We start from the raw sequence: 26,006 nt of genomic DNA on the forward strand, positions 1-26,006 counted from the left end.
GTGGTCGTGGGGCAGGAGGTTCAGTGCTTGGACCCGCGGTGAGCGGGAAGGTGTGGTGGCAGTTCGAGTTCGAGCACCGACGGCTCCGCGCGATAGCCCAGAGAGCTGGTGGCGATGTCGAGTTCGCGCGAGTCCTCGCAGGAGACGATGACCGTAAGCGGATCCTCGGGGTCCCGCGATCTGCGCATCTGCTGGTATATGAGGATCCCCGCCCAGGCGCGAGCTCGGTCAGCGGATTCTCGCAGGTAGTCGATGTTGTCGATGACGACGACGGGTGGACGGCTGAGGCTCGCCAGTCCGAACTCGAGGAAGAATTTCTGCAGTTCGCTCAGTTCGGAGACGAATACCTGTCCGTTGTCGTCGATGAGGAAGTCCGCGCGCTGGGCGTCCTGTTTCGAAAAGGTCCCCGGCGGCAGATCATCGATGAGCTCCGTAGCCGTGGTGAAAGCATCCCGGAACAGGCCGATGACCTCGCGTAATGTCGACTTCGACGCCCACGGCTTATACCAGGGCTGCAGCATGATCTGCCGTTCGGCGACGTGCTGCGCGACCGTGAAATCGTCCTCGAGATCCGTCAGTCCGCCGATGTGTCCGACCGCGACCTGTCCGCGTACCTTGCGGGCCTGTTTGCGGATATCAAGATCGCCGAGGCGGCCCTCCCCTGCCGAGACTTTCATCCTTCCAGCCAGGGACAGGAGGAAAGAGGTTTTGCCGCTGCCGGCAGGTCCGCGGATGACAGCGACGGCACCTGTCGGCACCTCGAGGTCGACATCGGTGAACACGTCGCCTTGTTTTCCGGACAGGGACCAACCGCGCAGCGAGACCGCTGGTGCGTCGAGGTCGGCGTCCTCGGCGAGAGTGTACTTTGTGCTCTCCATAGCCTTGGCTCCCAATCGTCTGTGCCCGCTTCGATCCGGTGCACGCCGGATATTTCTGCATCGCGCAGGTGACTGCAGACTACGCCACTACCTGCGCACGAGTGTGTGGAGCGGGCGACTCCATTCGAAGTTACCCGATGGTAATACCAGTGAATTCTCTCATGGATCTGCTGCGAGAGTCAGGTCCGAGTACCGAGATGTCAGGAAACGCACACCGGCCTTCTGGGGAGGGGCCGTCGGGTGGCCATTCGGGCGGGCTGGCCGAGGCCTTTCGGCCGACCTTTCGAGGGCGGCCTCTCGGTCGGCTCTCTAGATCGGCCGGCCGAAGCCTCCGGGAGTGTATCCGGAGCGCGGATTCAGGGGGTGTAGTCGTAATATCGAAGACGTCGATGTCTCTCGACACACGACGACGAGAATGAGGAGCGGATGAGCACGGCCGATCGCTGCCTCACCGGACTGCACAGAAGGTGGGGCCTGAGCCCTTCGACACTGGCTCCCGGGTGCTTCGCCTCGGTGATGGCGACCGGGATCGTGTCGATCGGTGCCGAGCTCAAGGGGCTGCATCTGCTGTCCGTCGCTCTGTTCTGGCTTGCCGTCGCACTCTACGTGTTCTTCATCGTGCTCACCGCGGTGCGGCTCGTCCGATATCGCGACGCCGTTCGCGACGACCTGCATGATCCGACCCGGGCGTTCGGCTTCTTCACCGCTGTGGCCGGGACGAATGTCCTGGCGACGGGACTCGTCGGATTCGGCATGATCCCGCTTGCCCTCGTCCTCTTCGGTCTCGGCGCCCTGCTGTGGTTGGTGCTCGGGTACGGGATCCCCTTCACCGCCATCCTCGGCTCAAGCACACGGCCGGTGTCTGCCGGCGTGAACGGCACATGGCTCGTGTGGGCCGTCGCTGCCCAATCCGTGGCCGTGGCGGCGTCGAGTTTGGGGATCGAGCTTCCGAACACTCCGTACGCCGATCCCGGTCTGGCCGCCTTCCTCGCGCTCACGGCGGTGGTGATGTGGGCCGTGGGCCTGGCGCTCTACGTTGTGTGCGTGGTTGCCATCGGAGTTCGCATTCTCCGGCATCGGTTCGGGCCCAAGGATCTCGATGCTCCGTACTGGGTGACGATGGGCGCGCTGGCGATCACGATCGTTGCGGGTTCGCGGATTCTCGATCTCGGCGAGGCTCCCCTGCTCGAGGCGACACGCGTGCTGATCGGCGCTTCCTCGGCGCTGCTGTGGGCGGTCGCCACGTGGCTCATCCCGGCGCTCGTCGCCGCAGGCATCTGGAAGCATGCCGTCCACCGGGTGCCGATGACGTACGCGGCCGGGCTGTGGAGCATGGTATTCCCCGTGGGCATGCACTCGGTGGCGAGCATCTACCTGGGCCATTCGGATCATGTGCCCGCGATCGAGTGGATCGGGCAGCACTGGTTCTGGGTCGCACTCGCAGTTTGGGCAATCGTCTTCGTCGCCATGGTTACGTCATTCATCAGGACCGTCCGCCGACCCTGATCGGTCGGCCCTCGCAATACGTCCTCGCGGCAGCACAACGTCCCGCCGGCGGCATCTCGCACCTGTGCAACGGTGCAAGATGCCACTGACGGGGCGTGATGGTCGCGCAGCTGTAGGACGTTCAGCAGCGGGGCGTGATGCTCACACAGATATCTGCGCCGAGACCGGTGCCGGGCTCAGCGGTCGAAACGCTGCCCTTCGGGCTTCGATTCCATGACCATCAGCACGATGAGGATGATCCCACCGACGAAGGGAATCAGCGAGAGAAAGTAGAAGGGCCCCGCAAGATTCGCATCGTGCAGGCGTCGCCAGGAGACCGCGATGGACGGAACGATCGTGGCCAAAAAGGCGACCAGCATCAGGATTCCGGCAGTCGCCATGAGTGCTGTCGCACCGGCGGGAGGGGTGGCATTGTATGAGTCGCCCGACGCCGAGATTCCGGCGATCGCGACCCGGCAAACCCCAGAATCATGGGAATGATTCCCACGAGGGCGGTGAAGAGGTATGCGAACCAGTACTCACTGCGCGAAGCCCGCCCAGAGAACTTCGCGTAGTTCTTGAAGAAGCGTTTGACGGCCTGGCCGAAGGTCGCGCCGTAGAGCGGAAGCGAGAGGTCATCGGGACTGGCAGCACCGCGAGGCGCTCCGCCATATCCGAGCCCGTCGTAGCCGTGTCCGCCAGGCATTCCGGGGTCCGGCATTCCTGGGCCGGGCACGTCGGGGTCGGAGTTATATGCTGCGTTCGCGTCGTAGGACATGGTGACTCTCATTGGTAGTGATTGCGTACAAGAATGGTCGGCCAGCAGATCATCTCATCGGTGTCGATGTTGATGAAAATGCCGGCCGACCATCAGCGAGTCACAGGCCGTGAGAGTCAGACGTCGAAGCGCTGCCCCTCGGGCTTGGACGGCAAGACCATCAGGACGATCAAGATGATTCCTCCGACGAACGGAATGAGACCGAGGAACCAGAACGGTCCAGCGAGATTGGCGTCATGGAGACGGCGCCACGAGATCGCCAACTGTGGAATGAAGAGCGCCAATCCGATGAGTGTCGAGAGAGTGCCACCGATCATCGACAGCACCGAGCCACCACCGGCAGCCACACTGTTCATCTGCCCGGTGGCCGGATCGATCGAGCCGGCGGCAGCCGACAACGTCTGCGCAGCACCGATGCCCGACAAGATCCCCGGGATGAGCAGCAGCAGGAAGACGAAGAGTGCAGCAAACCAGTATTCGCTGCGGGAGGCACGTCCCTTGAAGTTGACGTAGTTCTTGAAGAAGCGCTTGACGGCCTGGCCGAAGGACGCACCGTAGAGCGGGAGCGAGAGGTCATCCGGGCTGGCGGCACCGCGAGGCGCTCCACCGAAGCCCTGCCCTCCGTAGCCCTGGCCGGCGCCGGGCACTCCTTGACCGGGTGCGCCGGAGTTGTATGCTGCATTCGCGTCGTAGGACATGATGACCTTCATTTGTAGGTGACGTTTCCGATCGCGTTCCCGCCGTCTCAGAGCAGAGGCTGCTCAGTCGATCTTCAGGAAGCGCGAAATCTATTCTGCACCAAGCTGTCCGTCGATCATGTGTCGAACCGGTTTCAGATCTGCAACACAGCTCATGATTCACTCACTTGTCATGGTCCGGACACGGAAACGGCGCCCGCACAGATCAACTGTCTGCGCGGGCGCCGCACTCCACATCGGGTTCAGTCCCGGGTGCCCAGTCTCGAAACGAACGTGAGACTCAGGCATCGCCTCCGGTGAGCGCATAGGCCTCGTCGACCGGCGACTCGTCGATATGCCCGTCGACGCGACGCAGCTTCTTCCAACCGAGTGAGATGACGACAACCGACAGCAGCACGGCCCCGGCGCCGAAGAGATACGGCGAGCCCGCACTGATCGACTCCGACACCGCGCCGGCGACGATCGGTGCCACGGCGCCACCGATGAAGCGCACACCCGAATAGGTGCCCGAGGCGACCGGACGCGGCAGATCGCTGACCTCCATCGCCGATTCGGTGAAGACGGTGTTGAGCACGCCCAGAAGCATGCCCGCGATGATGATGCAGACGATGATGCCGAGGAACGATTCGACGAGGAAGGACATCACGCCCAGCAGCACGGCGAGTCCGACGAGAGTGACGATGAGGCTGCGACGACGGCCCATCCGCTTCGTCAGCACAGGAGCACCGAACACCGAGGTGATCGCTACGCAGATGCCCCAACCGAAGAAGACGTAGCCGAGGCCCATGGCCCCGAAGTCCTCCATACCCAGCTTCGCGGCGGCAGCTTCGACCGGGAACGGGCTGTAAGCCAAAAGGATGAAGAAGCCGAAGTTGTACAGCAGCGCGGAGACGCCGAGGATGGCCACACCCGGACGGGCGAGCGCCCGGAACGTGGCACTGAGCCTGATCGGCTCCGTCGACGCTCCGTTCGAGCTCGTACCTCCGGGCAGCAGCACGATGATGGCAATGAAGCCGATGGCCATGAGAACTGCGGTGCCGAAGAACGGTCCGCGCCAGGATATGCCGCCGAGGAGTCCGCCGAGCAGCGGCCCGGTGGCGATGCCGACGCCGAGAGCCGCCTCGTAGAGGATGATTGCCTTCTCAGCACCACCGGACGCGGCGCCGACGATCGTCGACAGAGCGGTGGAGATGAACAGCGCGTTGCCCAGACCCCAACCGGCGCGGAAGCCGATGATCTGGTCGACGGAGCTGGAGAAACCGGCCAGCGCCGCGAACGCGACGATGAGCACGAGACCGATGAGCAGCGTGGTCTTCGCACCGATGCGCGAGGACAGGAAGCTCGTGAAGAACATCATTCCGCCGGTGATGAACAGGTAGCTGGTGAACAGCAGCATCGATTGGGCGGGGCTGGCGTCGAGCTCGGCCGAGATGGCCGGCAGGATCGGATCGACCAGGCCGATGCCCATGAAGGCGATGACCGCGGCGAACGCGACCGCCCACACGGCACGCGGCTGGCGAAGGATCGACGCTCCCGCCCCGGATTCGCCGGGTGTTTCGTCCCCTGTTGTTTCGTTGTCACCTGACGCTCTCATCTGCTGGTCGCGTCCCCTTTCCTGTGGTGTGTTCCGCTTCCGAAATCTGCTCCCGAAGCGGATTGAAAACTGAGATGTGCTCGGCGGCTAGTCCGCAGCCGACCCTGGACCCGAATCCGAGTCCAAGCCCGAATCCGATTCCGGGCCCGAATCGCCGGTCTGCTCGTCGGTGCTGTCGACCGGGTGGCGGTCCTTGAGGAAGTCCGATACCAGTCCGAGCGCACGATCGACGCTCTGCCTCTCCTCGACGCTCAGCGACTCGAAGTACGGCTGCATCTGCTCGATCATGATCGCGCGATTCTCCGCCAGCCTGGCCCGACCGGCATCGGTGAGCGAGAACTGCGAAGCGCGGCCGTCCGTCGGGCTGGGCTCCCGCTCGACGAGACCGGCCTCCTCGAGCTTGGCGAGGAGCTTCGTCGCCGCAGGCTGGGAGCTGAGATATCCTTGCGCGAAATGACCGACACGGACAGGTTGATACTGCTCGACCACGGCGAGCGCACGCAGCGCCGCCAGTGAGTTCTCGTTGCCGATCACTCGCCTGAACGCCCGGGTCAGGCGTGACGAGACGACAACGAGCCGCGAAACGAGTTCAGCCGAATCCACATCATCCATAACTTATTTATATACCCAGGTTATGCATTTCGACAAGTCGCTGTCGCCCCGAACACCACCCCGCCGTGCATGCGGCAACGCAGCCGAACCCCGCACGCAACGACTCCTCCACTACACGCAGATGTCGCCATGTGCCGAACCTCACTGCCGCCTCGGTGATGGTCGTGCTAATCTGACCTCACATGTTCCGGGGACGGTGAAATTCCGTACCGGCGGTCAAAGTCCGCGAGCCCCTCGCATTCGTGCAGGCGGTTGATTCGGTGAAATTCCGAAACCGACAGTCAGAGTCTGGATGGGAGGAGCATGGTGGCCTCGGCCGCTGTGTCAGGTGCGTTCGACCGCACCGTCGCATGCGTCTGAGACGCTCTGATGGTTGCACCCGCAATATCCTCCCTCCCGGCTAAGGCTCGGGAGGTTTTTTCATGGGCGTGCAACTTGGCGACGCAGCGGAGTTCACCGAACTCGAATCCGCGGCGATGGCCGCCGCCCTGGGCGCTGCCCGCGAAGGTTCTCGCGGAGCGAACCCGCTGGTAGGAGCGGCAGTCCTGACCGCGGATGGGCAGATCGTCACTGGTCACCACGGAGGAGCGGGAACACCCCACGCCGAGGTGGACGCGATCACCACCGCCCACGACCTCGGCATCGACCTGACCACGTCGACGCTGTTCGTCACGCTCGAGCCCTGCAGCCATCACGGCCGGACCGGGCCCTGCACCGAGGCGATCATCGCCGCCGGAATCCCCTCCGTCGTCTTCGCGTCCCCCGACCCGAATCCCCTGGCCGCCGGCGGTGGGAACACCCTCGCCGAGGCGGGGCTGACGGTTCGTTCGGGACTGCGCGAAGAGGACTCCCGCACCCTCAACGACCGTTGGGTGCGCGCCATGGCCGAGGCCCGCCCGTTCGTCACGGCGAAGATCGCACAGAGCCTCGACGGTTCCGTCGCCGCCGCGGACGGCACCAGTCAGTGGATCACCTCGGCAGAGTCTCGCGCACACGCTCACGAAGTCCGGTCCCGGGTCGACGCCATCCTCGTCGGCACCGGCACCGCCCTGGCAGACGACCCGCGCCTCAATGCTCGCAACCATGACGGTATCTCACTCGACGATCAGCCGCGCCCCGTCGTGCTCGGCACCTCCGATCTGCCGGTCACCTCATTTCTCGCTCTCAACCCGAACACTCTGCACCTGCGCACCCATGATGTCCGAGAAGCCTTGGACCAGCTGTACGCCGCAGGAGTCCGCCACCTTCTCGTCGAGGGCGGACCGACGGTGCTCGGCGCATTCTTCGCCCCCGGAGTCGTCGACGAAGTCTTCTGCTACCAGGCTCCGCTGCTCATCGGCCCCGGCCGTCGAAGCGTCGAAGGCCTGGACATCGGCACACTGACCGAGGCGCTGCGACTGGTTCCCGATGACACGGAGACGCCGGCGGTCTCGCAGCTCGGTCCCGACTTCCTGTTGCACTTCGCGGCTGCGGGTCTAGCCCCAGCCGCATCCGGATTCTCCGGATCAGGCACGTAGCCGCCGCGCTCCCCCCGCCGCCACAGACCAACGCTTGAGAACGCCACAGACCAACGCTTAAGAATCTGGAGTCACATGTTCACCGGAATCATCGAAGGACTCGGCACCGTCGAGTCCATCGAGTACACGAACGATTCGGCCGCGATCACCATCGACGCAGGCCCCCTCGTCACCGACCTCGAACTCGGCGGTTCGCTGGCCGTCAACGGCGTCTGCCTGACCTCGACGAGGCGGCCCGCCGAGCAGCGCCCCGGCCTCTTCACCGCCGAGGTCATGGGCGAGACCCTCCGCCTGACCGGACTCGGCACCTTGGTCACCGGCGACCGAGTCAATCTGGAGCGCTGCACACCCGCCTCGGGGCGCTTCGACGGCCATGTCGTCCAAGGACACGTCGACGGGCGCGGTGAACTCCTCGACCGCATCGATCGACCTGACTGGTCGACCCTGCGCATCGGGATCCCGAGCGAACTCGCGCCGCTCACCGCGGTCAAAGGCTCGATCGCCCTCAACGGGGTGTCACTGACGCTGACGGCTGTGTCCGAGCCGAGCGCATCCGCGGCGTGGGTGGAGGTCGGACTCATCCCGGCCACCCTGACGCACACGACGTTCGGCGAGCTGCCGGTGGGCGCGGCCGTGAACATCGAGGTCGACGTGCTTGCGAAGTACACCGCGCGTCTCCTGTCCTTCCGCACCGCTGCCGGCGACGACACCGCCAACGGCGCGGTTCCCTCCGACTCGAGCCCCGCCTCGGTGGGCTCGCCACTGCCGAACAGCACCCAGCAAGGAGTCGATCATGACTGATCCCATCGCTCACGCCAGCCGCCTCGATCCCATCGATGCGGCCATCGCAGCCATCGCGGCCGGTCGGCCTGTCCTCGTCGTCGACGATGAGGACCGGGAGAACGAAGGCGACCTCATCATGGCCGCCGAGTTCGCCGACGCCACGACGGTGGGCTTCTTCGTCCGGCACACCTCGGGCGTCATCTGTGCGCCGATGACCGCCGACAGGGCCGACGCCCTGCGCCTGCCGCCGATGGTCAGCGACAACGAGGACCCGAAGGGCACGGCCTACACGGTCAGCTGCGATGCGGTGGGGGTGACCACGGGAATCAGCGCCGCCGAACGCGCCGAGACCGGTCGGGTCCTCGCCGCCGCCCACCCTGATCCGGCGGCGATCTCGCGGCCCGGCCATGTCTTCCCGCTCATCGCGAAGGACGGCGGTGTCCGGGAGCGCCCCGGCCACACCGAGGCCGGGGTCGAGTTCGCGCGTTTGGCCGGCGCGCAGCCGGTGGCGATGATCGGCGAAGTGGTTCACGACGACGGGTCGATGATGCGCTTCGACGCGGTGCGTGACTTCGCCGATGCCAATGACCTCGTCATGGTCTCGATCGAACAGCTCATCGCGTTCCTTGACGAACGGGATGGGAATGCCTCGAGCGGCTCCGCTGCCGCCGTCTCATCGTCCGACTCTTCGGCCGCGTCGTCGACTGCGGATGATTCCCGCGCCGAGGCGGCCGGTGCACCCGCTGAGGACGAATCGTTCGAGGCGACGGCGGAGGTCGCGCTGCCATCGGAACACGGCAGCCTGCGGGCCCGGGCATTCACAATCGACGGGCATGACCACCTCGGCGTATTCGCGGGATCCCCGGATTCCGGTGCCGACGGACCGGCACCTCTCGTGCGCCTGCATTCGGAGTGCCTGACCGGGGATGTCCTCGGTTCGCACCGGTGCGATTGCGGTGAGCAGCTCGATCTGGCGCTCGACCTCATCGCCGAACAGGGCGGGGCGGTGCTCTACCTGACCGGTCACGAGGGTCGCGGAATCGGGCTGAGCAACAAGCTGCGCGCCTACGCCCTGCAGGATCAGGGGCGGGACACCGTCGATGCGAACCGGGATCTCGGGTTCACCGACGACGCCCGCGACTACCGCGCCGCGGCAGCGATCCTGCGCTCCCTCGGGCTGACTCGCATCCGCCTGCTCACGAACAATCCGGCGAAGACCTCGGCCCTCGAGGAACTCGGTATCACGGTCGAGGCGGTGGTTCCGCTCGAGGTCGCGGCGCGGCCGGAGAACACCCGCTACCTGTCCACCAAGCGCGAACGCATGCACCATGTGCTCTCACTGCCGGAGGTCACGGGCACGTCCGGCACGGGCGCAAGCACCACCGGAGCCGTCGCCAGCTGAAACTCGGTCGCCCCGGCGAGGCTGGGACCGAACGAACCCGCGGGTGCGGCAGCCGCCTCGGCGAGGGTGCTGCATCACCGGCGAAATCACACCAGACACAAACCAGGCTCTGCGGAGCCTTCGAACAAAGGACATATTCATGGCTCATTCCGGAGCACCAGAACTCACAGTCGACGCCGCTGACCTGCGCGTTGCCATCGTCGCCGCTTCCTGGCACACCCAGATCATGGACGGACTCGTCGACGGAGCCCAGCGCGCCGCTGCTGAGGCCGGGGCCGAGGCCACGCTCATCCGTGTGCCCGGCAGCTTCGAGCTGCCCGTCGCCGCTGCCCGGCTGGCCGATCATTTCGACGCAGTCGTCGCCCTCGGTGTGGTCATCCGCGGCGGCACCCCGCACTTCGACTACGTCTGCCAAGCGGCCACCGACGGCCTCAACCGGGTCGCCATCGACTCCGGCAAGCCCGTGGGCTTCGGCGTGCTGACCTGCGATACCGAACAGCAGGGGCTCGACCGTGCCGGGCTCGAGGGGTCCGTCGAGGACAAGGGGCATGAAGCGATGACCGCCGCCCTCGTCACCGCCCAGGCACTGGCGCCGTACCCGCTGGGTTGAGCAGGGTTGGAAGTTCCAGGGCTGGGCGGCGGAATCTGCTTCCTCAGCCCGACCGGACCGCAGAATCTGCCTCCCCGCAGATAAGTGTGCTCAGATTGCCAGTTTGGGTGCCCAAAGTGGCAATCTGAACACACTTAACTCGCCGCGCCGCTGAATTCCGCGCGGACGGCACGGGACTCCCGGCTGCCAATCGGCTCTCCTGTCCCGGTTGAGGCGCTGTGCCCTTGCTCTGCTCAGAAGAGCTGGCGGATGTTCGTCCGGGCGAGGTCGATGAGTTCGTCGCCCTTGCCCGAGAGCACCGTGCGGATGGCGTAGAGCGCGAATCCCTTGGCCTGCTCGACGGTGATCGACGGCGGCATCGACAGCTCCTGGCGTTCGGTGACGACGTCGAGGACCGCGGGCCCCGGGTAGGCGAGGAATTCTTTGACGACCTTCGGCAAGTCCTTGGACTTCTCGACTCGGAATCCCTTAATTCCGACCGCCTCGGCGATGGTGGAGAAGTCGGGGTTGGCGAGGTCCGTTCCGAACGTGACGAAACCGGCCGCCTTCATTTCGAGTTCGACGAAGTTGAGCGACGAGTTGTTGTACACGACCGTCTTGACCGGCAGTTTGTTCTGCGTGAGCGTGATGAGCTCACCGAGCAGCATGGCCAGTCCGCCGTCGCCGGCGAGCGCGATGGTCTGCCGGTCTTCGAACGCCGACTGCACGCCGACGCTTTGGGACAGGGCGTTGGCCATCGATCCGTGGCTGAAGGAGCCGATGAGGCGGCGCTTGCCATTCATCGTCAGGTAGCGGGCCGCCCACACAACAGGTGATCCGACGTCGGGGACGAAGACCGCGTCGTCATCGGCCATCTCGTCGATCAGCCGGGTCAGGTACTGCGGGTGGATCGTCCGCTTCGACGGTGTGGCCAGTTCATCGAGATCCTTGCGGGTCTTCTGATAGTGCTTGGTCAGGGACTTCAGATGCGTGCTGCTGCGGTTGGCCTTGATCTTCGGCAGCAGCGCCTCAACGGTGTCGGCGACCGTTCCGACGAGCGGAATGTCGACCTTCGTGCGCCTGCCGATCTGGGATCCGCGCACATCGACTTGGATGACGGTGGCATCGTCGGGGTAGAACTGCTGGTAGGGCAGATCGGTACCGAGCATGAGCAGAGTGTCGCAGTCCTTGAGCGCGGCGTAGCCGGAGGAGAATCCGAGCAGACCGGTCATGCCTACGTCGTAGGGATTGTCGGGTTCGACGAATTCCTTACCGCGCATCGTATGGACGATCGGGGCCTGGAGCTTCTCGGCGATGGCGAGCAGCTCATCATGGGCGCCTTCGGTGCCGGCACGGCGAGGATCGTCGTCTTCTTGCCCTTGTTGAGTGCCTTGGCCGCGGCTTCGACCTGGGACTCCGCGGGGATCATGTGCGACGGGTAGGCCTTGACCACCTCGGCGGCGGCATCGATCTCGGCCAGGCCGACGTCACCGGGGATGACGAGGACGGCCACGCCGCGCTTCTCGATGGCTTCGCGCATGGCGATGCGCAACAGTCGGGGCATCTGCTCGGCCGAGGAGACGTTCTCGACGTAGACGCTGCAGTCACGGAACAGCTCGGTCGGGTGGGTCTCCTGGAAGTAGTTCGAGCCGATCTCGTCACTGGGGATCTGGGCGGCGATGGCCAGCACGGGAACCCGCGAACGCTGGGCGTCGAAGAGCCCGTTGATGAGGTGGAGGTTGCCGGGTCCGCAGCTGCCGGCGCAGACCGCGAGTTCACCGGTCAAGGCGGCCTCGCCGCTGGCGGCGAAGGAAGCGGCCTCCTCGTGGCGGACGTGAACCCATTCGAGCTGCGGGTTCACGCGGAGGGCATCGGTGAATCCGTTGAGCGAATCACCCGGGATGCCGTAGACGCGCTTGACTCCGCTGGCGACGAGGGTATCGACGATGTTTCTGGCGACGGTGGGCATTGACTTCCTTCCGTTGAACCATGGCACCGGGGTGCATTCACAGCCCCGGCAGGGGGCGGCCCCGTAATCGAGGCCGTGACCGCGCTTTCAGTCTAGCCCCGAAGTCCACTAGGGCGGCTGTCCGATTCCTCACCCTCGGATGCGGGAATACCCTCGCCGAGGCGGCCCTGACCATGGGTTCGCATGTGCGTAATCCTCCTACGAGGTGCTTGAGGTTCGCAGAAGTGCCCAAATGATGTATCAAGCAATTTGCCATATCTTCGAAACGTGTAAAAAACTGCCGATTTTTTTACACGTTTCTCTGCTCAGAGAGCGTGCCCCTCACCGAGGCGGCATTCACGTCCGCGCCGACAGCAGAGTCGCCAGCGTGAGCAGCCCGGCCATGGCCACCGCCATCATCGGGTACCCGCCGAGTACCCCGGCCAGCGCCGGACCGGCGACCGGTGCGAGCGCGGTGCCCGCGGTGATCGGGGCGACGAAGACTCCGTTGATGGCCCCGAAGTTCCTCGTCCCCCACCTGTCGGAGACCGCGGTGGCCTGCAGCAGCGTCATACAGCCGCGCACTCCGCCACCGAGCATAGCAATGCCGATGAGCAGCCAGATCGGCCCGGGAACCAGGGCGAGCAGCCACAGTCCGACCGCGCCCGAGGCGAAGAGGGTGACTGTCCGCGACCGTGTCGACGAGTGCCGTTCCAGGCTCGGGTAGCCGAATCGTCCGGCCACCTGGCCGAAGCCGACGAGCCCGAGGGCGATGGCCGCCAGACTGTATGCGGCGCCGCGCTCGATGATGAGCGGGATGATGTTGATCGTCACCGCGAAGAGGGTGAACGTGGCGATCGCGACGGCGATCTGCAGAGTGATGAAGCGCGGGTCTCGCGTGACCTGGCGCAGTTCGGCTCGGCTCGGCTTCACCGCGGATGCGGACGCCTCGTCGGTCCAGGTGCGGTTGAGGAAGAACAGGTGCATCGGCAGGGCCAGGACTGCGAGCAGTCCGGCGAGAACTCCGTAGGTTCCGCGCCAGCCGAGTCCGTCGATGAGCCAGGCGATGATCGGGGCGAAGACCGTCGAGGCGAGCCCGCCGACCAGCGTGATCGTCGTCAGCGGCTTCGTCCGCTCCGCCCCATACCAGCGGGTGATGACGGCGAAGGCCGGCGGGTAGAGCGTCGCTGCTTGGGCGAATCCGGCGAGGATCCAGGCGGCGAAGAACACGAAGAGGTTCGGCGCGATCGCGACGAGCCCGAGCGCGAGGACCCCGATGACAGTGCCCGCGCCCATGATCAGCTGCGGGCCGTGCCGGTCGAGCATCCGCCCGACCGTGGGTCCCATGAGTGCTGAGACGATGAGCCCGACGGTCAGCGCCGCCGTAACCGTCGTGTGGCTCCAGCCCATGTCCGCCGAGATCGGAGTGACCGCCACCGGCAGGGAATAGTAGAGCAGCCCCCAGCACACCAGCTCGGCGACGCAGAGAGCGGCCAGTCCCCCGCGCGGCTTATCGGTCGTCGTGCTCACTCACTGTCCACTTCCTCCCACACCATCGTCGAGGTCAGCGTCTTCTGGCGGCTCGGATTCTCGATCGAGGTCGCCGCACCCACATAGGGTTCGATCGTCTGCAGCAGCTTCTGCGGTGTGGCGAGCACCATGTGGAATCCGAATTCGATGAAGATGTCCAGTGCCATGCGGGTGTAGCGGGTGTCCGCCTTGTCGAAGGCCTCGTCGAGGATGATCGTCCCGTAGCGGGAGATCGCCTCGTCCGGGTCGGCCAACTGGTAGCGCAGGGCGGCGGCGAGGCAGAAGATCACGAGCTTCTGCTGCTGACCACCGGACATCGCAGCCCCCGAGTCGTAGGTGGCATGCGCTCGGCCATAGTCGTCGATCTCCTCGGCCAGGAAGCTGACGTGCAGACGTGTGTCGAGGCACTGCTGCCGCCACACCCGGTCGACGTGCTCGCTCGAGGAGAAGCGGCGCATGATCTCGGCCAGAGTGTCGTATTTCCGTTCCGCCGTCTCCTCGTCCTCATTCTCCCAGACGCCGCCGGCGATCTCCCGCAGGTCGGCGATGAATGTGTTGACGGTCTCCGAACGACGAGTTTTGACCTTGAGCCGCAGGTAGCGGTCCTCATCGAACTGAGACCGCAGCAGGGAGGAGTTGATCGGAGCGACTCGGTCCTCGATGTCGCGCGGTGCGGCAAGGATCTCGTTGAGGAGTTCGCCGATGAGGTTGCGGGAACGCTGATGCAGCAGATCGCGGAAACGCACCTCATGGTCGGGCAGTCCGTGGGCTTCGATCTCGTCGAGGATCGCCAGATAGTCCTGCCTGTCATCGACCTGCGCGGTCAGCTGCGCGCCGACCGACGGCCAAGCAGCCTTGAACTCGACGGCCAGTCGCGTCACCACCTGTCCGGCATCGCTGGCCGCGGCCTGAGCCCGATCCTTCTCCGCCTGCAGAGTCTGTGAGATCTCCTGTCCGGCCTCGGCCAGTCCGTCGCGACGTCCGCCGCCGGTGACCTTCGCGAAGCGCCTTTCGAGTTCCTCGCCGAGGCGGTCCTCGACTTCCGGAATGCGACCGGCGGTGATGTCGTCGTCGAGTCGGGTGATCTCGTCGCGCAGGCCGGTGATCTCCTCGTTGGCCCGGCGCAGAGCGTAGTCGGCATCGGCGCGCTCGGTATCGGCCTGGTCCTTGGCGGCCTTGGCTTCCCGTTCGGCGCCGATCGCCTGCTGCAGGTCGCCATCGGCGGCTTCGAGTTCGCGCAGTCTGGCTTCCAGCGCGTCGACTTTCTCCCGTGCCCCGGTCTGATCGACATCGCTCCAGGTCTGTTCGCGCAGTCCGCTGAGGATGCCGCGTCGCCGGTGTGCCTGCGCGGTCTGCGCGTCGGCGGTCGAGACGATCGATTCCGCCTCGGCGAGTTCGGACTGTGCCTCCTTGAGGGAGGCGATGAGTGCTTCGAGTTTGGATTCCCGGTCACCGAGCACCCATTGGCTTCGGTCATCGATGCGACGCCGGTCGTCCTTCTCGTATCGGGTGCGCGAGGTCTTGATCTGGCCTTTGACGGTCACCGCACGGTGGTGGTCGTCGAGTTCTTCGGGGGCGTCGACACAGGCGAAGTCGAATCGTTCCGACAGTGTCGAGCGCACCCAGTCGCCGAATCCCGTCTCGGCCACGTGCACCTTGTTGATGAGCGAGGAGTCGCTTCCGGCCGGTCGCGGACCGGGCACATGGGCGGGGACCTCTTCGAACACGAGTCGTCCGCGGATCCGGTGGGAGTCGACCCAGGCGCGGACCGAGGCGATGTTCTCGCTGCGCACGAGAACGGTCAGTGCCATGGGCCGCAGCACACGTTCGATGGCGCCGGTCCACGCAGCTTCGTCCGGATCGACTTCGATGAGTTCGGCGGCGAAGGGCAGTGCCTTCTCCGTCAGCCCGGTGCCGTCGGCGAGTTCTCGGCGGATTTCGAGCAGGTTCGTGGGCACGGTCGATCCCGAGCGGCGCAGGGAGTCGATCTCGGCTTCGAGTTCCCGCACACGACGTCGGGCGGCGGAGAACCGATCGTGGTCTGCGTGGGTGGGTCCGGTCACCTCGGTGTCGTCGTCGATGGCCGCGGCGATCGTGGCCTGGAGTTCGGCGAACTCCTTCTGCGTCTGCGGGACGGTGGTGATTCCCGCCTGCTCGAGTTGGCGGCTGAGCGCTTCCCATCGGGTGGTGATGGCTTCGAGTTCGGCCTCGGCCGTGGCGATGCGCTGCTGCAGGTGTTCGGCTTCGGAGCCGCCGAGTTCGAGGGTGGCCCGGCGGGCGAGATCAAATTCGTCGACTGCGTCGTCCAAGTTGCGTTTCGCACGGTCGGCGGCGACTTCGAGTTCGACGAGCCGACTTGTGCCGGCGGTCAGTTCGTGGCGGAGGAGGTCGAGTTCGCGGCGTTTCTGGAACGGCAGGAGCGCCTCGCCCAGAGCCAGCGATTCCGCGGCTTCGGCGTGGGCGGAGTCGAAGGCTGCGGAGGCCTCACGGAGTTTGAGCAGGTGGTCGCGCTGGCGGCGCAGCTCGACGACATGGTCGTGGGCGTCCTTGAGGTCGCCGAACTGCCCGATGGCGGTCTCGGCGAGGTCGAAGGTCACCGGGGTTTCGAGCATGTGGTCGCGGAAGAGGCGATCGAGGCTGTCGAGGCTTTTCGCCGATTGGGTCTTGTGCAGCAGCTGGAGCGCGGATTCGCTGGCCATGCCGAAGACCTTGCGCATGCGAGCGTAGAACCTCGCATGCGAGCCGTTGGAGGTCACGAGCGCGTCCGGCCGGTCTGCTTTGAGTCGGCGTGCTTCGAGCCCCGAGCGTGCATATTGCTGAAGTTGGGACAGGTCGAGGCCTGCGCGTTCGAGCACGCAGATGTCCGAGAGGTCGCTCATCTTCGTACCGGAGCCTTTGACGAAGAAGAGCCGGGCCAAGGTCAGCGGCCGATCGGAGCCGTTGTCGTACCGCAGCAGGATCCCGCTCCAGGTGGCGCGGGGTCGCAGGAACTTGCTGACGACCCGGTCCTCTTCCGAGTCGGCTGTGCGTGTCCAGGCTCCGCGGACGTAGCTGATGAGGCTGCGCTGATCGAGCCGGTTGCCGGCGGTCTGGGCGGCGACGTTGAAGCGCAGCCATTTGTCCGGGGTGAGTACGGCGGCGATGCCGTCGAGCAGTGAGGATTTGCCCGATCCCGAAGGGCCGGTGATGAGGTGGCCTTTGTGGGAGACGGGGATGCGGTGGATGTCGGAGTCGAACGTTCCCCAGTTCGCGATCTGGATCTCCGAGAGTCGCCATTGGGCGCCGACGTCGGGCCTGCCCAGTCCGCGTGCGCGGGCCTGATCGGCGACGAAGGCGGCATCGAGCGGGAAGAGTGCTTCGGTCACGCGTCGTCCTCCTCTGTCAGGTCCGGTCGGGGGCTCTGCCCGGCGGCGATGCGTTCGTAGACGTCGATAAGTTCGCGCACCCGATCTTCGTCGATGAGGAACTTCACCATCGGGGAGATCTCGAAACGATCCTCGCTGACGCTGTGGAGCACGCGCAGGCGGTTGCTCATCCGCCCCCACGCGCCGTTGAGGTGGCGGAGGAAGCTCGATTCGTCGCCGGTGCGGTAGATCGCCATGCGCTCGTAGACCTCCTCGCGGTCGATGATGACGCGGTTCTCTCCGGGAGCGGCGAGCAGCATCTGGCGCAGGACGATGAGCATCGCGGTGTCGAGGAAGGTCAGCCTTTCGCTGCGCACTGCGGCAGGCACGTCGAGTTCATCGGTGACGACCTTGCGTGTGAATGCGAATTCGTCGATTTTGTCGATGACCAGGTCGAGGAAGAGATCGTGGAGGCGGGACCGGACGAGGCGTTCGTCGGCGATGAGCGCCGACCACAGCTGCGGACTTTGGGCACCGGAGACGTACGGACCTTTGAGAAGTTCGAGCAGAACCCGCCGTGTACGTTCGCCCAGTGTGCCGGTGTCGTCGGTCCACAGTCCCGTCGACGAATGCCCCATTCCTCTGTCATCGTCACGAGTTTCGTCTCGGGCGCTGCCGTTCGTGTGCTGCTCGGTCGAGGTCATAGAGTGATGCCTTCAGTGAAGTAGTGTCTGCGGATCGTGGCGGTGCGGCCCGTGCCGTCGATGCCGGACCAGGTGAGAACCTCCCGCTCGTCGGGATCGACCTCGCCGTGCGTATTGGCCAGGGACAGCAGCCCGACGACGCTGGCCAGGCCCTGTGTGGCAGGGAACCGGTCGAGGATCTCCCCCACCGAGGCCGCCTCGGCGTCTTGGAGGGCGTGGTTGATGTTGTCACTGAGTTCGGAGAAGTCGATTTCGGATTCCCGGGCGACGGCCAGCAGCTCTGCGAAGTCGATCTCCTCGTCCTCGGCCTCTGCCAGTTCGGCACCGGCATCGAATTCTGCGGGATCGTGGAGGACGACCTCGCCGAGGCTGCCCAACGTCGAGCTCGAGAGTTCGAGTTCGACGCCGACATCGTCATAGGGCCTGACCAGTGCGGAAGCTGGCACGGCTGCGGACAGTCCTTCCTGGAGGAGGTTGCGCATCGCCCGGTCCCGTTGGAATTCGTGCGAGTGGACGTAGCGGCGCAGACCACGGGCGAACTCGGTGAGGATGTCGGAGACCTCTCTCGATCCGTCCTTCATCTGTCGCATCAGTGTGCGCAGCGACCGGCGCGTCTCCAGAGACAGAGTGGCGGAGAAGTCGCGGTCGAGGATGGCTGTGATGTCTTCGTCGAAGGCCGCGGTCTGCTCGGGATCGCGCACAAGAGCGGAGAAAGCGGAGAAGGTCTGTCCCTCGTCGGAGGATTCGATGAGGTCGACGCCGCGGAAGATGTCGTCCAGGACCTGTGAGCGATCTTCCTCGGCGGCGAGGACCGACACCCGCAGGTCCTGGTTGAGCTCTTCGAACCGAGCTCGCACTCGCGCGAAGTCGGCGGGCAGGCTCTGCGCCTGCTGGAGGATGTCGTTGACCCGTTCAGAGGCTCTCCGACGGTCGAGGACGACCGAGCGCGGATCGCCGCGGCGGACTCTGGCGATCTCGGCATCGATTCGGTCGCGCTGCGCCCGCAGCGCGTCGAGGCGCCGTGAGGTGTCCGGGTCGGTGTCGATGGCGAGCTGGCGCACGGATTGTGCGAGGCTGACCAGTCGAGATTCGGTGGCGGTCTGCGGTGGGGTGCGCAGCTGTTCGAGCATGCGGATGGCGTCGAAGCCGGCGGCGGAGAGTTCGTAGGTTTCGCCTCTCGCGGCGGTGGCGGGCCGACGGACGAGGATCTCGGCGCGACGCCAGTCATCGCAATAGGCCTTCGCCGTTCGCAGCGAAAGATCGAAGTGGTCGCGAAGCTCCTCGAGGTCGGCGTCGATGCTTTCGTGCAGATCCTCGGTGTTCATCCTGGTGCCGGGCCTGCCGAGGTGAGCGTCGAGGGTTCCGGCCATGACGGCGAGGTTGTCGGCCCGGAGCATGCGCAGGGTGGCATCGGATTCGAGCAGTCGCCGGTAGGCGAGCGCGGATGACAGGGCGGACATAGAAACTATTCTCTGCGCCCGGGCGGGTGCGCGCCAATTCGCGGCCCACAGCCGGCAACCCTGCGAACGGAAGCCGGTTGGCTTGCGCCGACCAGAGTGTGATCTAGCGCCAGCGCATGCGCAGCACCGAGGTCATTCCCCAGGGGTCGCCTCCGCGCACGGCTGCAAGGATGCCGGCCCCGTCGGGATTGCGGGTGTAGATCGGTTCGCCTCCTCCGATCCAGGTGTCCCAGGCAGCTGCGAAGGCCACCGCACGCTCCTTCTTCGTCCCCAGCGCCGTGGGCACGCCGACCCAGATCGGGTCGGCTGTCTGGGCGGAGCCGGTCCCCCACCGCATCTGCGTCAACCAGCCACGCACCCCCTGGGCACGACTCGGCAGATGCCAGCACGGCAGCAGATACCGCGGATCGCCGATCGGCGATACCGCTTCGTCGAGGGCGAGCGCGAAGACCTCCGCCGAGGCGGGATCCGCGTCGAGGTGGCACCGCAGGTCTCCGCGTGCGTCGATCGTCATTCGCACCGCGTCGGCACCCGCGCTGCTCAGATCGAGAGTGTGCAGTGCCTCGGCGATGGCACCGGCGATCTGCGCGACGGTCGGGTTGGCCCCGTAGATGCGTTGCCTGCGACCGCCGGCAATGGTGAGGACAACCGGCAAACTCACCAGCAACGAGGCTGCGATAAGTCCGAGGATCCATGCCGCGCCCCCATCACTCAGCACCGCAGCCGCAACGAGGAGGAGACCTACCACTGCCCAAACGATGACGGTCGGTGCACGGAGAGGGAAAGGAAGGAACTTACCGGGATCACCCTTGCAGTGCCGCGGCATCGGGATGATGCCCTCGGCGGTGGCCTCGGTCCCGGCACTTCCGGAGGCGGCTTCCGTGCGGCCGCCTACTCCCCGGTCGGACGAGTCGACGACCTCGGGTCGGCCTGAAACGGCCACAGCACCCTCGACGTCGGCGTCGATGATCCGCACCGATCGCAGCTCCTCGTCGCGGTAGTCTGCGCCGACCTGCCAGCGTTCGGCCACCTCGACGCGGGTTTGGGATCGTCGGGTCATCCGCGCATTGATGGCGTCGATATCGTCCTCGGGCGGGTGGTAGGGCGAGAACGCGGGGTCGATATGGGCGACGCCGTCGACGATCTCGCCGCTTGAGTCGGTGCCGAAGAAGCCGTCGTGTTTGCGCACGAGCCGGTTCCAGTCCTGGCCTCCGCGCGGGTGGTCCGGGCTGATGCACACGACGGTCCAGTTCAATGCGACCTTGTCCGCCCACTTCGGGTCTTCGCGCAGCGCTCGACCACGGGTCTGCGTCACGGCAGTCGGGGTGGTCGCGCTGGTGAGGTCGATGAGTCCGGTCACAGCGGGTGCGTCCCACCCTTCGCCGAGGAGCGCCCGGGTGCCGATGAGCACCTGTGCTGCCCCGGTGATGAAGAACGAGGTCACGTACGGCACCCAGTCTCGACTCGTCCAGCGACCGTCGATGCGGCTGACACCGGTGATGGGATCTGTGATGCTCAGCCGGGCGGCGAGGACCGCATCGTCGTCGGCGATGAAATCGATCAGCTCACGCAGGACGTCCGGTGGCCCGGCGACGGTGCGCCCGGACACGAGCAGCGGGTTCAGTCGTGCCGTCTGGGCATCGGCGGCCAAGGTCTCCAGGGTCAGAAGTGCGGATCCGGACCGTTCGTCGAGGACGTCACGAACGTCAGCGGCCAAGGTCGCGGTGGCGGATACGAAGTCGCAGAGGACAAGCATTCGCAAGTGGTCTCCGAGGGTCGCTGCCTCAGCGGCAACGATATCGACGCAGGCGCGCGGCTTCGCCGCCGAGTGGGAGAGGACCCGATCGGTCGGGGATCGGCCGGCGGTGATTCCGTGACGCGTCCAGCGGTAGCCGATCGCGGGCAGTCTGCGGCGGATCTCCTCGGCGAGGTTCTGATCGGATGCAGCGTCGGAGGCGAGCAGGTGGTGACGCATCCAGTCTTCGATGAGTCGGGCCCAATCGTCCGGACCGGGGTCGCGACGGTGCTGTTCTCGAGGTCGGGCTCCGGGCGGCAGACGCAGCAGTCCGGCGTGGTGGAGGCGCAGTGCCGCATCGCAGAGTTCAGGACGCTGCCGGCTCATCGTCTGCCAGCTCACGGATTCGGCACGGTCGCCGAGGAATCGTCGGTCCACCCATTCGAGCAGTCCGATCGTGCCCTGACCGGGGTCGAGGATGCCGGTGATGAACTCGGTGTGGCGTTCGGCCTGTGCCGACAGCCAGTCCTGTTCCTCTCGGGTGGGCTCGGTGACCCAGACGAGGTCAGCGAAGGGCACGAGATCTCCTTCTCGGACGAGCGCAGGGATGGAGGCTGAATAGCTGATAGCAGAAAAGAGGTCGGTGACGAGTTCCCGTTGTCGGGTCGACATCGTCGCCGGCGGGGTGGCTGTGAGGCCGAGCACCCAGACGTCGGGAAGCAGAGCGAGCAGGTCCGACAGCAGGCGTCCCCAGACCTCGAGCAGATGGTGGCATTCGTCGAGGATGAGCAGCATCGGACCGGCTGCGACGAGATTGTCGACGAGGGTCCGGCCGCCGGGTGCCAGGGAGTCAAGCAGGCTGCCGTCTGGTCCAGGTTGACCGTTACCGGTCGCACGGTCGTCGGGTTCTCCACCCCTATCCGTGCTGCGCGCGCTCTCTTCGCGGTCGACGGTGTCCCGGTCCGTGTCGAAGACGGCGAGGGACTGATAGGTCAGTGCGGTGAAGATCTGAGTCAGATCGCGGTTGCTTCCGGCCGGAGAACGACCCCCGCCGAGGCGGTTCCATTCCTTGGCCCATTGACCTTGGATCGCCGTATTCGGGCCGAAGACCACGACGCGTTCGACGAGCTTCCGGTCGAGCAGATGGATCGCATGCTCAACTCCGACGCGTGTCTTCCCGGCCCCTGGCGGCAGGACGACCCACGACCGGCGCTCATCGGCGATAGCCCCCTCGCGCAGGACGGTCAGGGCCTCTGACTGGTGGCGACGCAGGGGAAGCCGACCCCCTGCCGCCGCTGTCGTTGGCTCAGTCGTCATGAGTGCCCTCGCCCAAGCCATCGGGTGATCTCGTCGGAACAGTCATCGGTCATCCCCGCGCCGCCGAAGCTCTCCGGGTCAACTGGTCGGACCTTCTCAGGCATCTTGGCCACGACAAGGCAGTAGGACTCGAGAACGAGATCGTGGAGAAGGTCGGCATCGAGCTGGTCGCCAGCCGCATCCGCCCCATCACCGTCTCCGCCGTCTGCATCACCGTCCCCGGCGACGGTGATCCAGTGCTTCTTGTTCATGTGGTACCCCGGTGAGATCTCCGCATAGGCGTCTCGCAGCACCTCGCCGTCGAGGGGATCGATCTTGAGATTGAGGCTGGGAACCCCGCGCAGCTCAAATGCCATCATGAACATCTTCCCGCGCACCTTGTACACGGTATATTCCGGCCCGAACGGGTGTTCGAGTTCGGCCGAGGGGTACTGCATGGCCTGCTCATGCGCCAGATCGAGCACTGTTTCGGGGTCCATGCGTGGAGACTAGCAAAGGCCACTGACGTCAGATCAGACGATAGACTCGAATCATGCCTGAGACCTCACCCCGCACCGCCCCTCACCTGCTCTTGGCCGCTCTCGGCGGGACCATCGCGTCGACCGCTAATGCCGCAGGTGGAGTTGCTCCAGCACTCAGCGGGGCGGAGATCGCGGCGGCCGCGGGCCTCGATCAGGTTTGGCCGAATCTGCAGGCCGATTTCACTCAGGTCGCTCAGGTCTCGAGTGCGAATGTCACCCTTGAGATGCTCTTCGACGTCGTCGACCTCGCCCGCTCGTCCGAAGCCGATGGCATCGTCCTCACTCAGGGCACCGACACCCTCGAGGAATCGGCGTTCGGTCTGTGGCTGCTCAACGACTCGGGCACGCACATCGCGGCCACCGGGGCCATGCGCAACCCGACCCTGCCGGGCGCCGATGGCCCGGCGAATGTCCGGTCCGCCGCCCTCACCGCCCTGTCCGACCAGGTCAAGGGGCTTCCGTCGACGCTCGTATTCAATGACGAGGTCCACGATCCGAGGTTCGTATCGAAGTCGCACACGACCTCGACGGCGGCGTTCTCCTCCGGTCCCGTCCTCGGCGCGATCGGATGGCTGAGCGAGGACGATCTCCACCTCCCGCACGCACCACGTGCCCCGAAATCACCGTTCGCCGGCCTGTCCCGTCCGTCGAAGCTGAGCAAGGTCGCCCTCGCCGAGGTGGGGATGGGCGAACCGGCAGAGACCCTTGATCTCATCGCCGGGTCCGGGTTCACCGGAGCCGTCCTCTCCGGGGTCGGCGGTGGTCACGTTCCCGAGGTTCTGCTGCCTGCAGTGACTCGCCTGGCGGATTCCATGCCGGTGGTCCTCGCTTCCCGCACGGGATCAGGTGTGAGTCTGCGTCGCACCTACGGCTACCCGGGCGGAGAGATCGGCCTCCTCGAGGCGGGACTCATTCCCGCCGGCATCCTCGATGCCCGCAAGGCCCGCATCGTGCTCAACCTGGCGCTGAGCTTCGGTCTCGACCCTGCCGAGGTGTTCGCTCACTTCGGGTGAGTTCGCCGAGGCACATGCCCGTCTGAACAGCAATACCGACTTCACCAACAAAGAAGGGCGGCATCGGCCAGAACTGGCCGACGCCGCCTCATCGTTTCCGATTCAGGGATGAACCGACAGCCTCAGCTCTCGGCCCCCACGGCGACGACCATCTTGCCGAAGTTTCCGCCGGTGAGCAGGTCGTTGAAGTATTCGGGAGCCTTCTCGAGTCCGGGGCGGATGTCCTCGCGGAAGCGAACCTTGCCCTCCTTGAGCCAGCCGCTCATGTCCGTAAGGAACTGCGGGGTCAGACGCTCGGCGAACTCGGTCTGGATGAATCCGCGCACGAGCAGCGACTTCGTCAGGATGTTGCCCATGAGCGCTCCCGAACGGTCCGGCCCCTCGGGCAGCGAGGTGAGGTTGTAGTTGGCGACGAGACCGCACACGGGCACCCGAGCGAACGTATTGAGCCGCGGCAGCACAGCGTCGAAGACCTCCCCGCCGACGTTCTCAAAGTAGACGTCGATGCCCTGAGGCACCGCCTCCTTCAGCTCCTGCCGCAGGTTCCCCGTGCGGTGGTCAAGTGCCACGTCGAAGCCGAGCTCTCGCAGGTGAGCGACCTTGTCCGGACCGCCGGCGATGCCGACGGCCGTCGCGCCCTTGATCTTCGCGATCTGTCCGACGACGGACCCGACGGGCCCGGTCGCGGCGGCCACGGCCACGGTCTCGCCTTCCTTGGGCTGACCGATCTCAAGCAGACCCGCATACGCGGTGAACCCGGGCATGCCGAGCACACCGAGGTGGGTGGAGATCGGAGCGAGCTCCGGGTCGATCTTGCGCAGGTGTCCGGTCGACTCGACCGAATACTCCTGCCAACCGCCGTAGCCGAGCACGATCTCACCGGCGGTGAAGCCCTCGACATTGGATTCGACGACCTCGGACACTGTGGCGCCGACCATGACATCGCCGACCTCGACGGGCTTGGCGTAGGACTTCGCGTCCGACATGCGCCCACGCATGTACGGGTCGAGCGAGAGATAGAGGGTGCGCAGCAGCACCTGTCCCTCGCCCGGCGTCGGCACAGGCACCTCGTCGAGCAGGTAATTCTCTGCAGTGGGAGCGCCCACGGGGCGCGAGTTCAGGCGAATCCGATGGTTGGTCGTCATGGAGACGGTTCCTTTCAGCAGCAGATCATTCTTCACGTGTGTGCTTCATTGAGGCGACAGGTCCATCCGCGGGAATCACCGATGGTGTCGGTCATAACAACCATTCGGGATCGCCCGATGTTCCTGATCGAACGATTTTTCTGTCACGGAGGCGGGTCCCAACCGAGCCTTCCCCACCAGATCGCGAGCCACCGTTTCCCATGCGGGATCGAAGGCCCAACCGAAATCGCCGAGGTGGTCGAGCAGATGGCTGCCATTGTCCCGGATGATCTCCGACCACTCCTGCGGCCACGCCCCATAGTTCGCCGCCGCGGCGAGTTCGTCGACGTCCTTGAATACGGCGCCGGTCGGATCGAGCCGACCGTCCTCGGCGTGCAGAGGCATCGAGGAGATCGGAAAAGTGATGTCGAGGATGTGGTCGCTGGTGAACAGCGCATCATCACTGCGTTGGTGCGTGGCCTCGAGATTGATGTACCACTCGACCCGCACACCACCGTCGGCATCGTCCTTGAGCAGCACCCACACGGAGAACGGGACCTGCGGCGGAACGATCTTGAGCACCCCGCGGCCCCGCCACGTGCCCTCGACATTGATCCTGGTGGGCGCCTCGGCCAGAGGTCGGAACCGGGCCTTCAACGGCACGTCGTGGGCGTTCGTCTCCTCCCACCCGACGATCCGGGTCTCCTGCGTCGGCGTACCCCCGGCCAACCACAGGACGGCACCGTCGGGTCCATCGGCGATGACACGCATCGGGCGGGCCACCTCGGCGCGGTCACGGTCGAAGTCGAAACGCCGGAACGTCCAGGTCACGGTCTGCCCAGGAGTCCAGAACGGCGCCTGTCCCACGGGTCTGACCTGGGACGGGGTAGGGATCGTAAACGGATCGCGCAGCCTCATGCGGGCAGTCTATGCGCCGGGCATGGACGAGCGCTGAGGACCGACCGCCGCCCGTG

General features: G+C 65.7%; 20 protein-coding genes, 1 pseudogene and 1 riboswitch. Of the genes and pseudogenes, 6 read left to right on the forward strand and 15 right to left on the reverse strand.

Annotated elements, in window-relative coordinates:
• Positions 1-20 precede the first annotated feature (20 nt).
• A complete protein-coding gene (locus AC2W7L_RS11270; protein ID WP_486004540.1) occupies positions 21-878 on the reverse strand; it encodes an ATP-binding cassette domain-containing protein in 858 nt (285 codons plus the stop codon).
• Between the two features lie 426 nt (positions 879-1,304).
• Between AC2W7L_RS11270 and AC2W7L_RS11275 the strand changes: the two genes are divergently transcribed.
• Positions 1,305-2,384 (forward strand): tellurite resistance/C4-dicarboxylate transporter family protein, encoded by a 1,080-nt coding sequence (locus AC2W7L_RS11275; protein WP_486004541.1) that lies wholly within the window; start codon positions 1,305-1,307, stop codon positions 2,382-2,384.
• A gap of 176 nt (positions 2,385-2,560) precedes the next feature.
• Here the strand turns inward: AC2W7L_RS11275 and AC2W7L_RS11280 are convergent, their stop codons facing one another.
• The 5 genes from AC2W7L_RS11280 to AC2W7L_RS11300 form a co-directional block, all read right to left on the reverse strand.
• Positions 2,561-2,743 carry a DUF805 domain-containing protein gene (locus AC2W7L_RS11280; RefSeq protein ID WP_486004542.1) on the reverse strand — a complete coding sequence of 61 codons (183 nt, stop codon included), beginning with the start codon at positions 2,741-2,743 and terminating at the stop codon, positions 2,561-2,563.
• Positions 2,743-3,141: a DUF805 domain-containing protein gene (locus AC2W7L_RS11285; RefSeq protein WP_486004543.1), complete on the reverse strand. Its 399-nt coding sequence runs from the start codon at positions 3,139-3,141 to the stop codon at positions 2,743-2,745. Before AC2W7L_RS11285 ends, AC2W7L_RS11280 begins: the two co-directional genes overlap by 1 nt.
• 116 nt (positions 3,142-3,257) lie before the next feature.
• On the reverse strand, positions 3,258-3,839 hold the full coding sequence (locus tag AC2W7L_RS11290; protein WP_486004544.1) for a DUF805 domain-containing protein: 582 nt from the start codon (positions 3,837-3,839) through the stop codon (positions 3,258-3,260).
• Positions 3,840-4,119: 280 nt separating this feature from the next.
• Positions 4,120-5,433 carry an MFS transporter gene (locus AC2W7L_RS11295; protein WP_486004545.1) on the reverse strand — a complete coding sequence of 438 codons (1,314 nt, stop codon included), beginning with the start codon at positions 5,431-5,433 and terminating at the stop codon, positions 4,120-4,122.
• 87 nt (positions 5,434-5,520) lie between these two features.
• Positions 5,521-6,045, reverse strand: a complete 525-nt coding sequence (locus tag AC2W7L_RS11300) for a MarR family winged helix-turn-helix transcriptional regulator (RefSeq protein ID WP_486004546.1) — start codon at positions 6,043-6,045, stop codon at positions 5,521-5,523.
• Positions 6,046-6,224: 179 nt separating this feature from the next.
• A riboswitch (FMN riboswitch) is annotated at positions 6,225-6,353 on the forward strand.
• Positions 6,354-6,467: 114 nt separating this feature from the next.
• Between AC2W7L_RS11300 and ribD the strand changes: the two genes are divergently transcribed.
• From ribD to ribH, 4 genes are all read left to right on the forward strand, one after another.
• A complete protein-coding gene (gene ribD / locus AC2W7L_RS11305; RefSeq protein WP_486004547.1) occupies positions 6,468-7,562 on the forward strand; it encodes a bifunctional diaminohydroxyphosphoribosylaminopyrimidine deaminase/5-amino-6-(5-phosphoribosylamino)uracil reductase RibD in 1,095 nt (364 codons plus the stop codon).
• Between the two features lie 75 nt (positions 7,563-7,637).
• Positions 7,638-8,363, forward strand: coding sequence for a riboflavin synthase (locus AC2W7L_RS11310; RefSeq protein WP_486004548.1), 726 nt, complete (start codon positions 7,638-7,640; stop codon positions 8,361-8,363).
• Positions 8,356-9,747 (forward strand): GTP cyclohydrolase II, encoded by a 1,392-nt coding sequence (gene ribA / locus AC2W7L_RS11315; RefSeq protein WP_486004549.1) that lies wholly within the window; start codon positions 8,356-8,358, stop codon positions 9,745-9,747. Before AC2W7L_RS11310 ends, ribA begins: the two co-directional genes overlap by 8 nt.
• 139 nt (positions 9,748-9,886) lie before the next feature.
• Positions 9,887-10,357 (forward strand): 6,7-dimethyl-8-ribityllumazine synthase, encoded by a 471-nt coding sequence (ribH, locus tag AC2W7L_RS11320; protein WP_486004550.1) that lies wholly within the window; start codon positions 9,887-9,889, stop codon positions 10,355-10,357.
• Between the two features lie 233 nt (positions 10,358-10,590).
• On the opposite strand, the pseudogene poxB reads toward ribH, so the two are convergent.
• From poxB to AC2W7L_RS11355, 7 genes and pseudogenes are all read right to left on the reverse strand, one after another.
• Positions 10,591-12,305 (reverse strand): annotated as a pseudogene (gene poxB, locus AC2W7L_RS11325) (ubiquinone-dependent pyruvate dehydrogenase).
• Between the two features lie 336 nt (positions 12,306-12,641).
• Positions 12,642-13,814: an MFS transporter gene (locus AC2W7L_RS11330; protein WP_486004551.1), complete on the reverse strand. Its 1,173-nt coding sequence runs from the start codon at positions 13,812-13,814 to the stop codon at positions 12,642-12,644.
• Positions 13,811-17,179: an ATP-binding protein gene (locus AC2W7L_RS11335; RefSeq protein WP_486004552.1), complete on the reverse strand. Its 3,369-nt coding sequence runs from the start codon at positions 17,177-17,179 to the stop codon at positions 13,811-13,813. Before AC2W7L_RS11335 ends, AC2W7L_RS11330 begins: the two co-directional genes overlap by 4 nt.
• Positions 17,176-17,862 (reverse strand): DUF4194 domain-containing protein, encoded by a 687-nt coding sequence (locus AC2W7L_RS11340; RefSeq protein ID WP_369865641.1) that lies wholly within the window; start codon positions 17,860-17,862, stop codon positions 17,176-17,178. The genes AC2W7L_RS11335 and AC2W7L_RS11340 overlap by 4 nt, the downstream gene beginning before the upstream one ends.
• Positions 17,859-19,322, reverse strand: coding sequence for a DUF3375 domain-containing protein (locus AC2W7L_RS11345; RefSeq protein WP_486004553.1), 1,464 nt, complete (start codon positions 19,320-19,322; stop codon positions 17,859-17,861). Before AC2W7L_RS11345 ends, AC2W7L_RS11340 begins: the two co-directional genes overlap by 4 nt.
• A gap of 103 nt (positions 19,323-19,425) precedes the next feature.
• The gene (locus AC2W7L_RS11350) at positions 19,426-22,374 is read right to left on the reverse strand and encodes a DEAD/DEAH box helicase family protein (RefSeq protein WP_486004554.1); all 2,949 of its coding nucleotides are present in this window, start codon (positions 22,372-22,374) and stop codon (positions 19,426-19,428) included.
• Positions 22,371-22,853: an MmcQ/YjbR family DNA-binding protein gene (locus tag AC2W7L_RS11355; RefSeq protein WP_486004555.1), complete on the reverse strand. Its 483-nt coding sequence runs from the start codon at positions 22,851-22,853 to the stop codon at positions 22,371-22,373. The genes AC2W7L_RS11350 and AC2W7L_RS11355 overlap by 4 nt, the downstream gene beginning before the upstream one ends.
• Before the next feature lie 53 nt (positions 22,854-22,906).
• Here AC2W7L_RS11355 and AC2W7L_RS11360 point away from each other — a divergent pair, with 53 nt between their 5' ends.
• A complete protein-coding gene (locus AC2W7L_RS11360; protein WP_486004556.1) occupies positions 22,907-23,908 on the forward strand; it encodes an asparaginase in 1,002 nt (333 codons plus the stop codon).
• A gap of 122 nt (positions 23,909-24,030) precedes the next feature.
• Here the strand turns inward: AC2W7L_RS11360 and AC2W7L_RS11365 are convergent, their stop codons facing one another.
• On the reverse strand, positions 24,031-25,053 hold the full coding sequence (locus AC2W7L_RS11365) for an NADP-dependent oxidoreductase (RefSeq protein WP_486004557.1): 1,023 nt from the start codon (positions 25,051-25,053) through the stop codon (positions 24,031-24,033).
• 75 nt (positions 25,054-25,128) lie between these two features.
• Complete coding sequence (locus AC2W7L_RS11370) at positions 25,129-25,950, reverse strand: DUF402 domain-containing protein (protein ID WP_486004558.1); 822 nt, start codon at positions 25,948-25,950, stop codon at positions 25,129-25,131.
• Between the last annotated feature and the right edge of the window lie 56 nt (positions 25,951-26,006).

Source organism: Brevibacterium sp. LAARM3_SD1 (assembly GCF_057364765.1).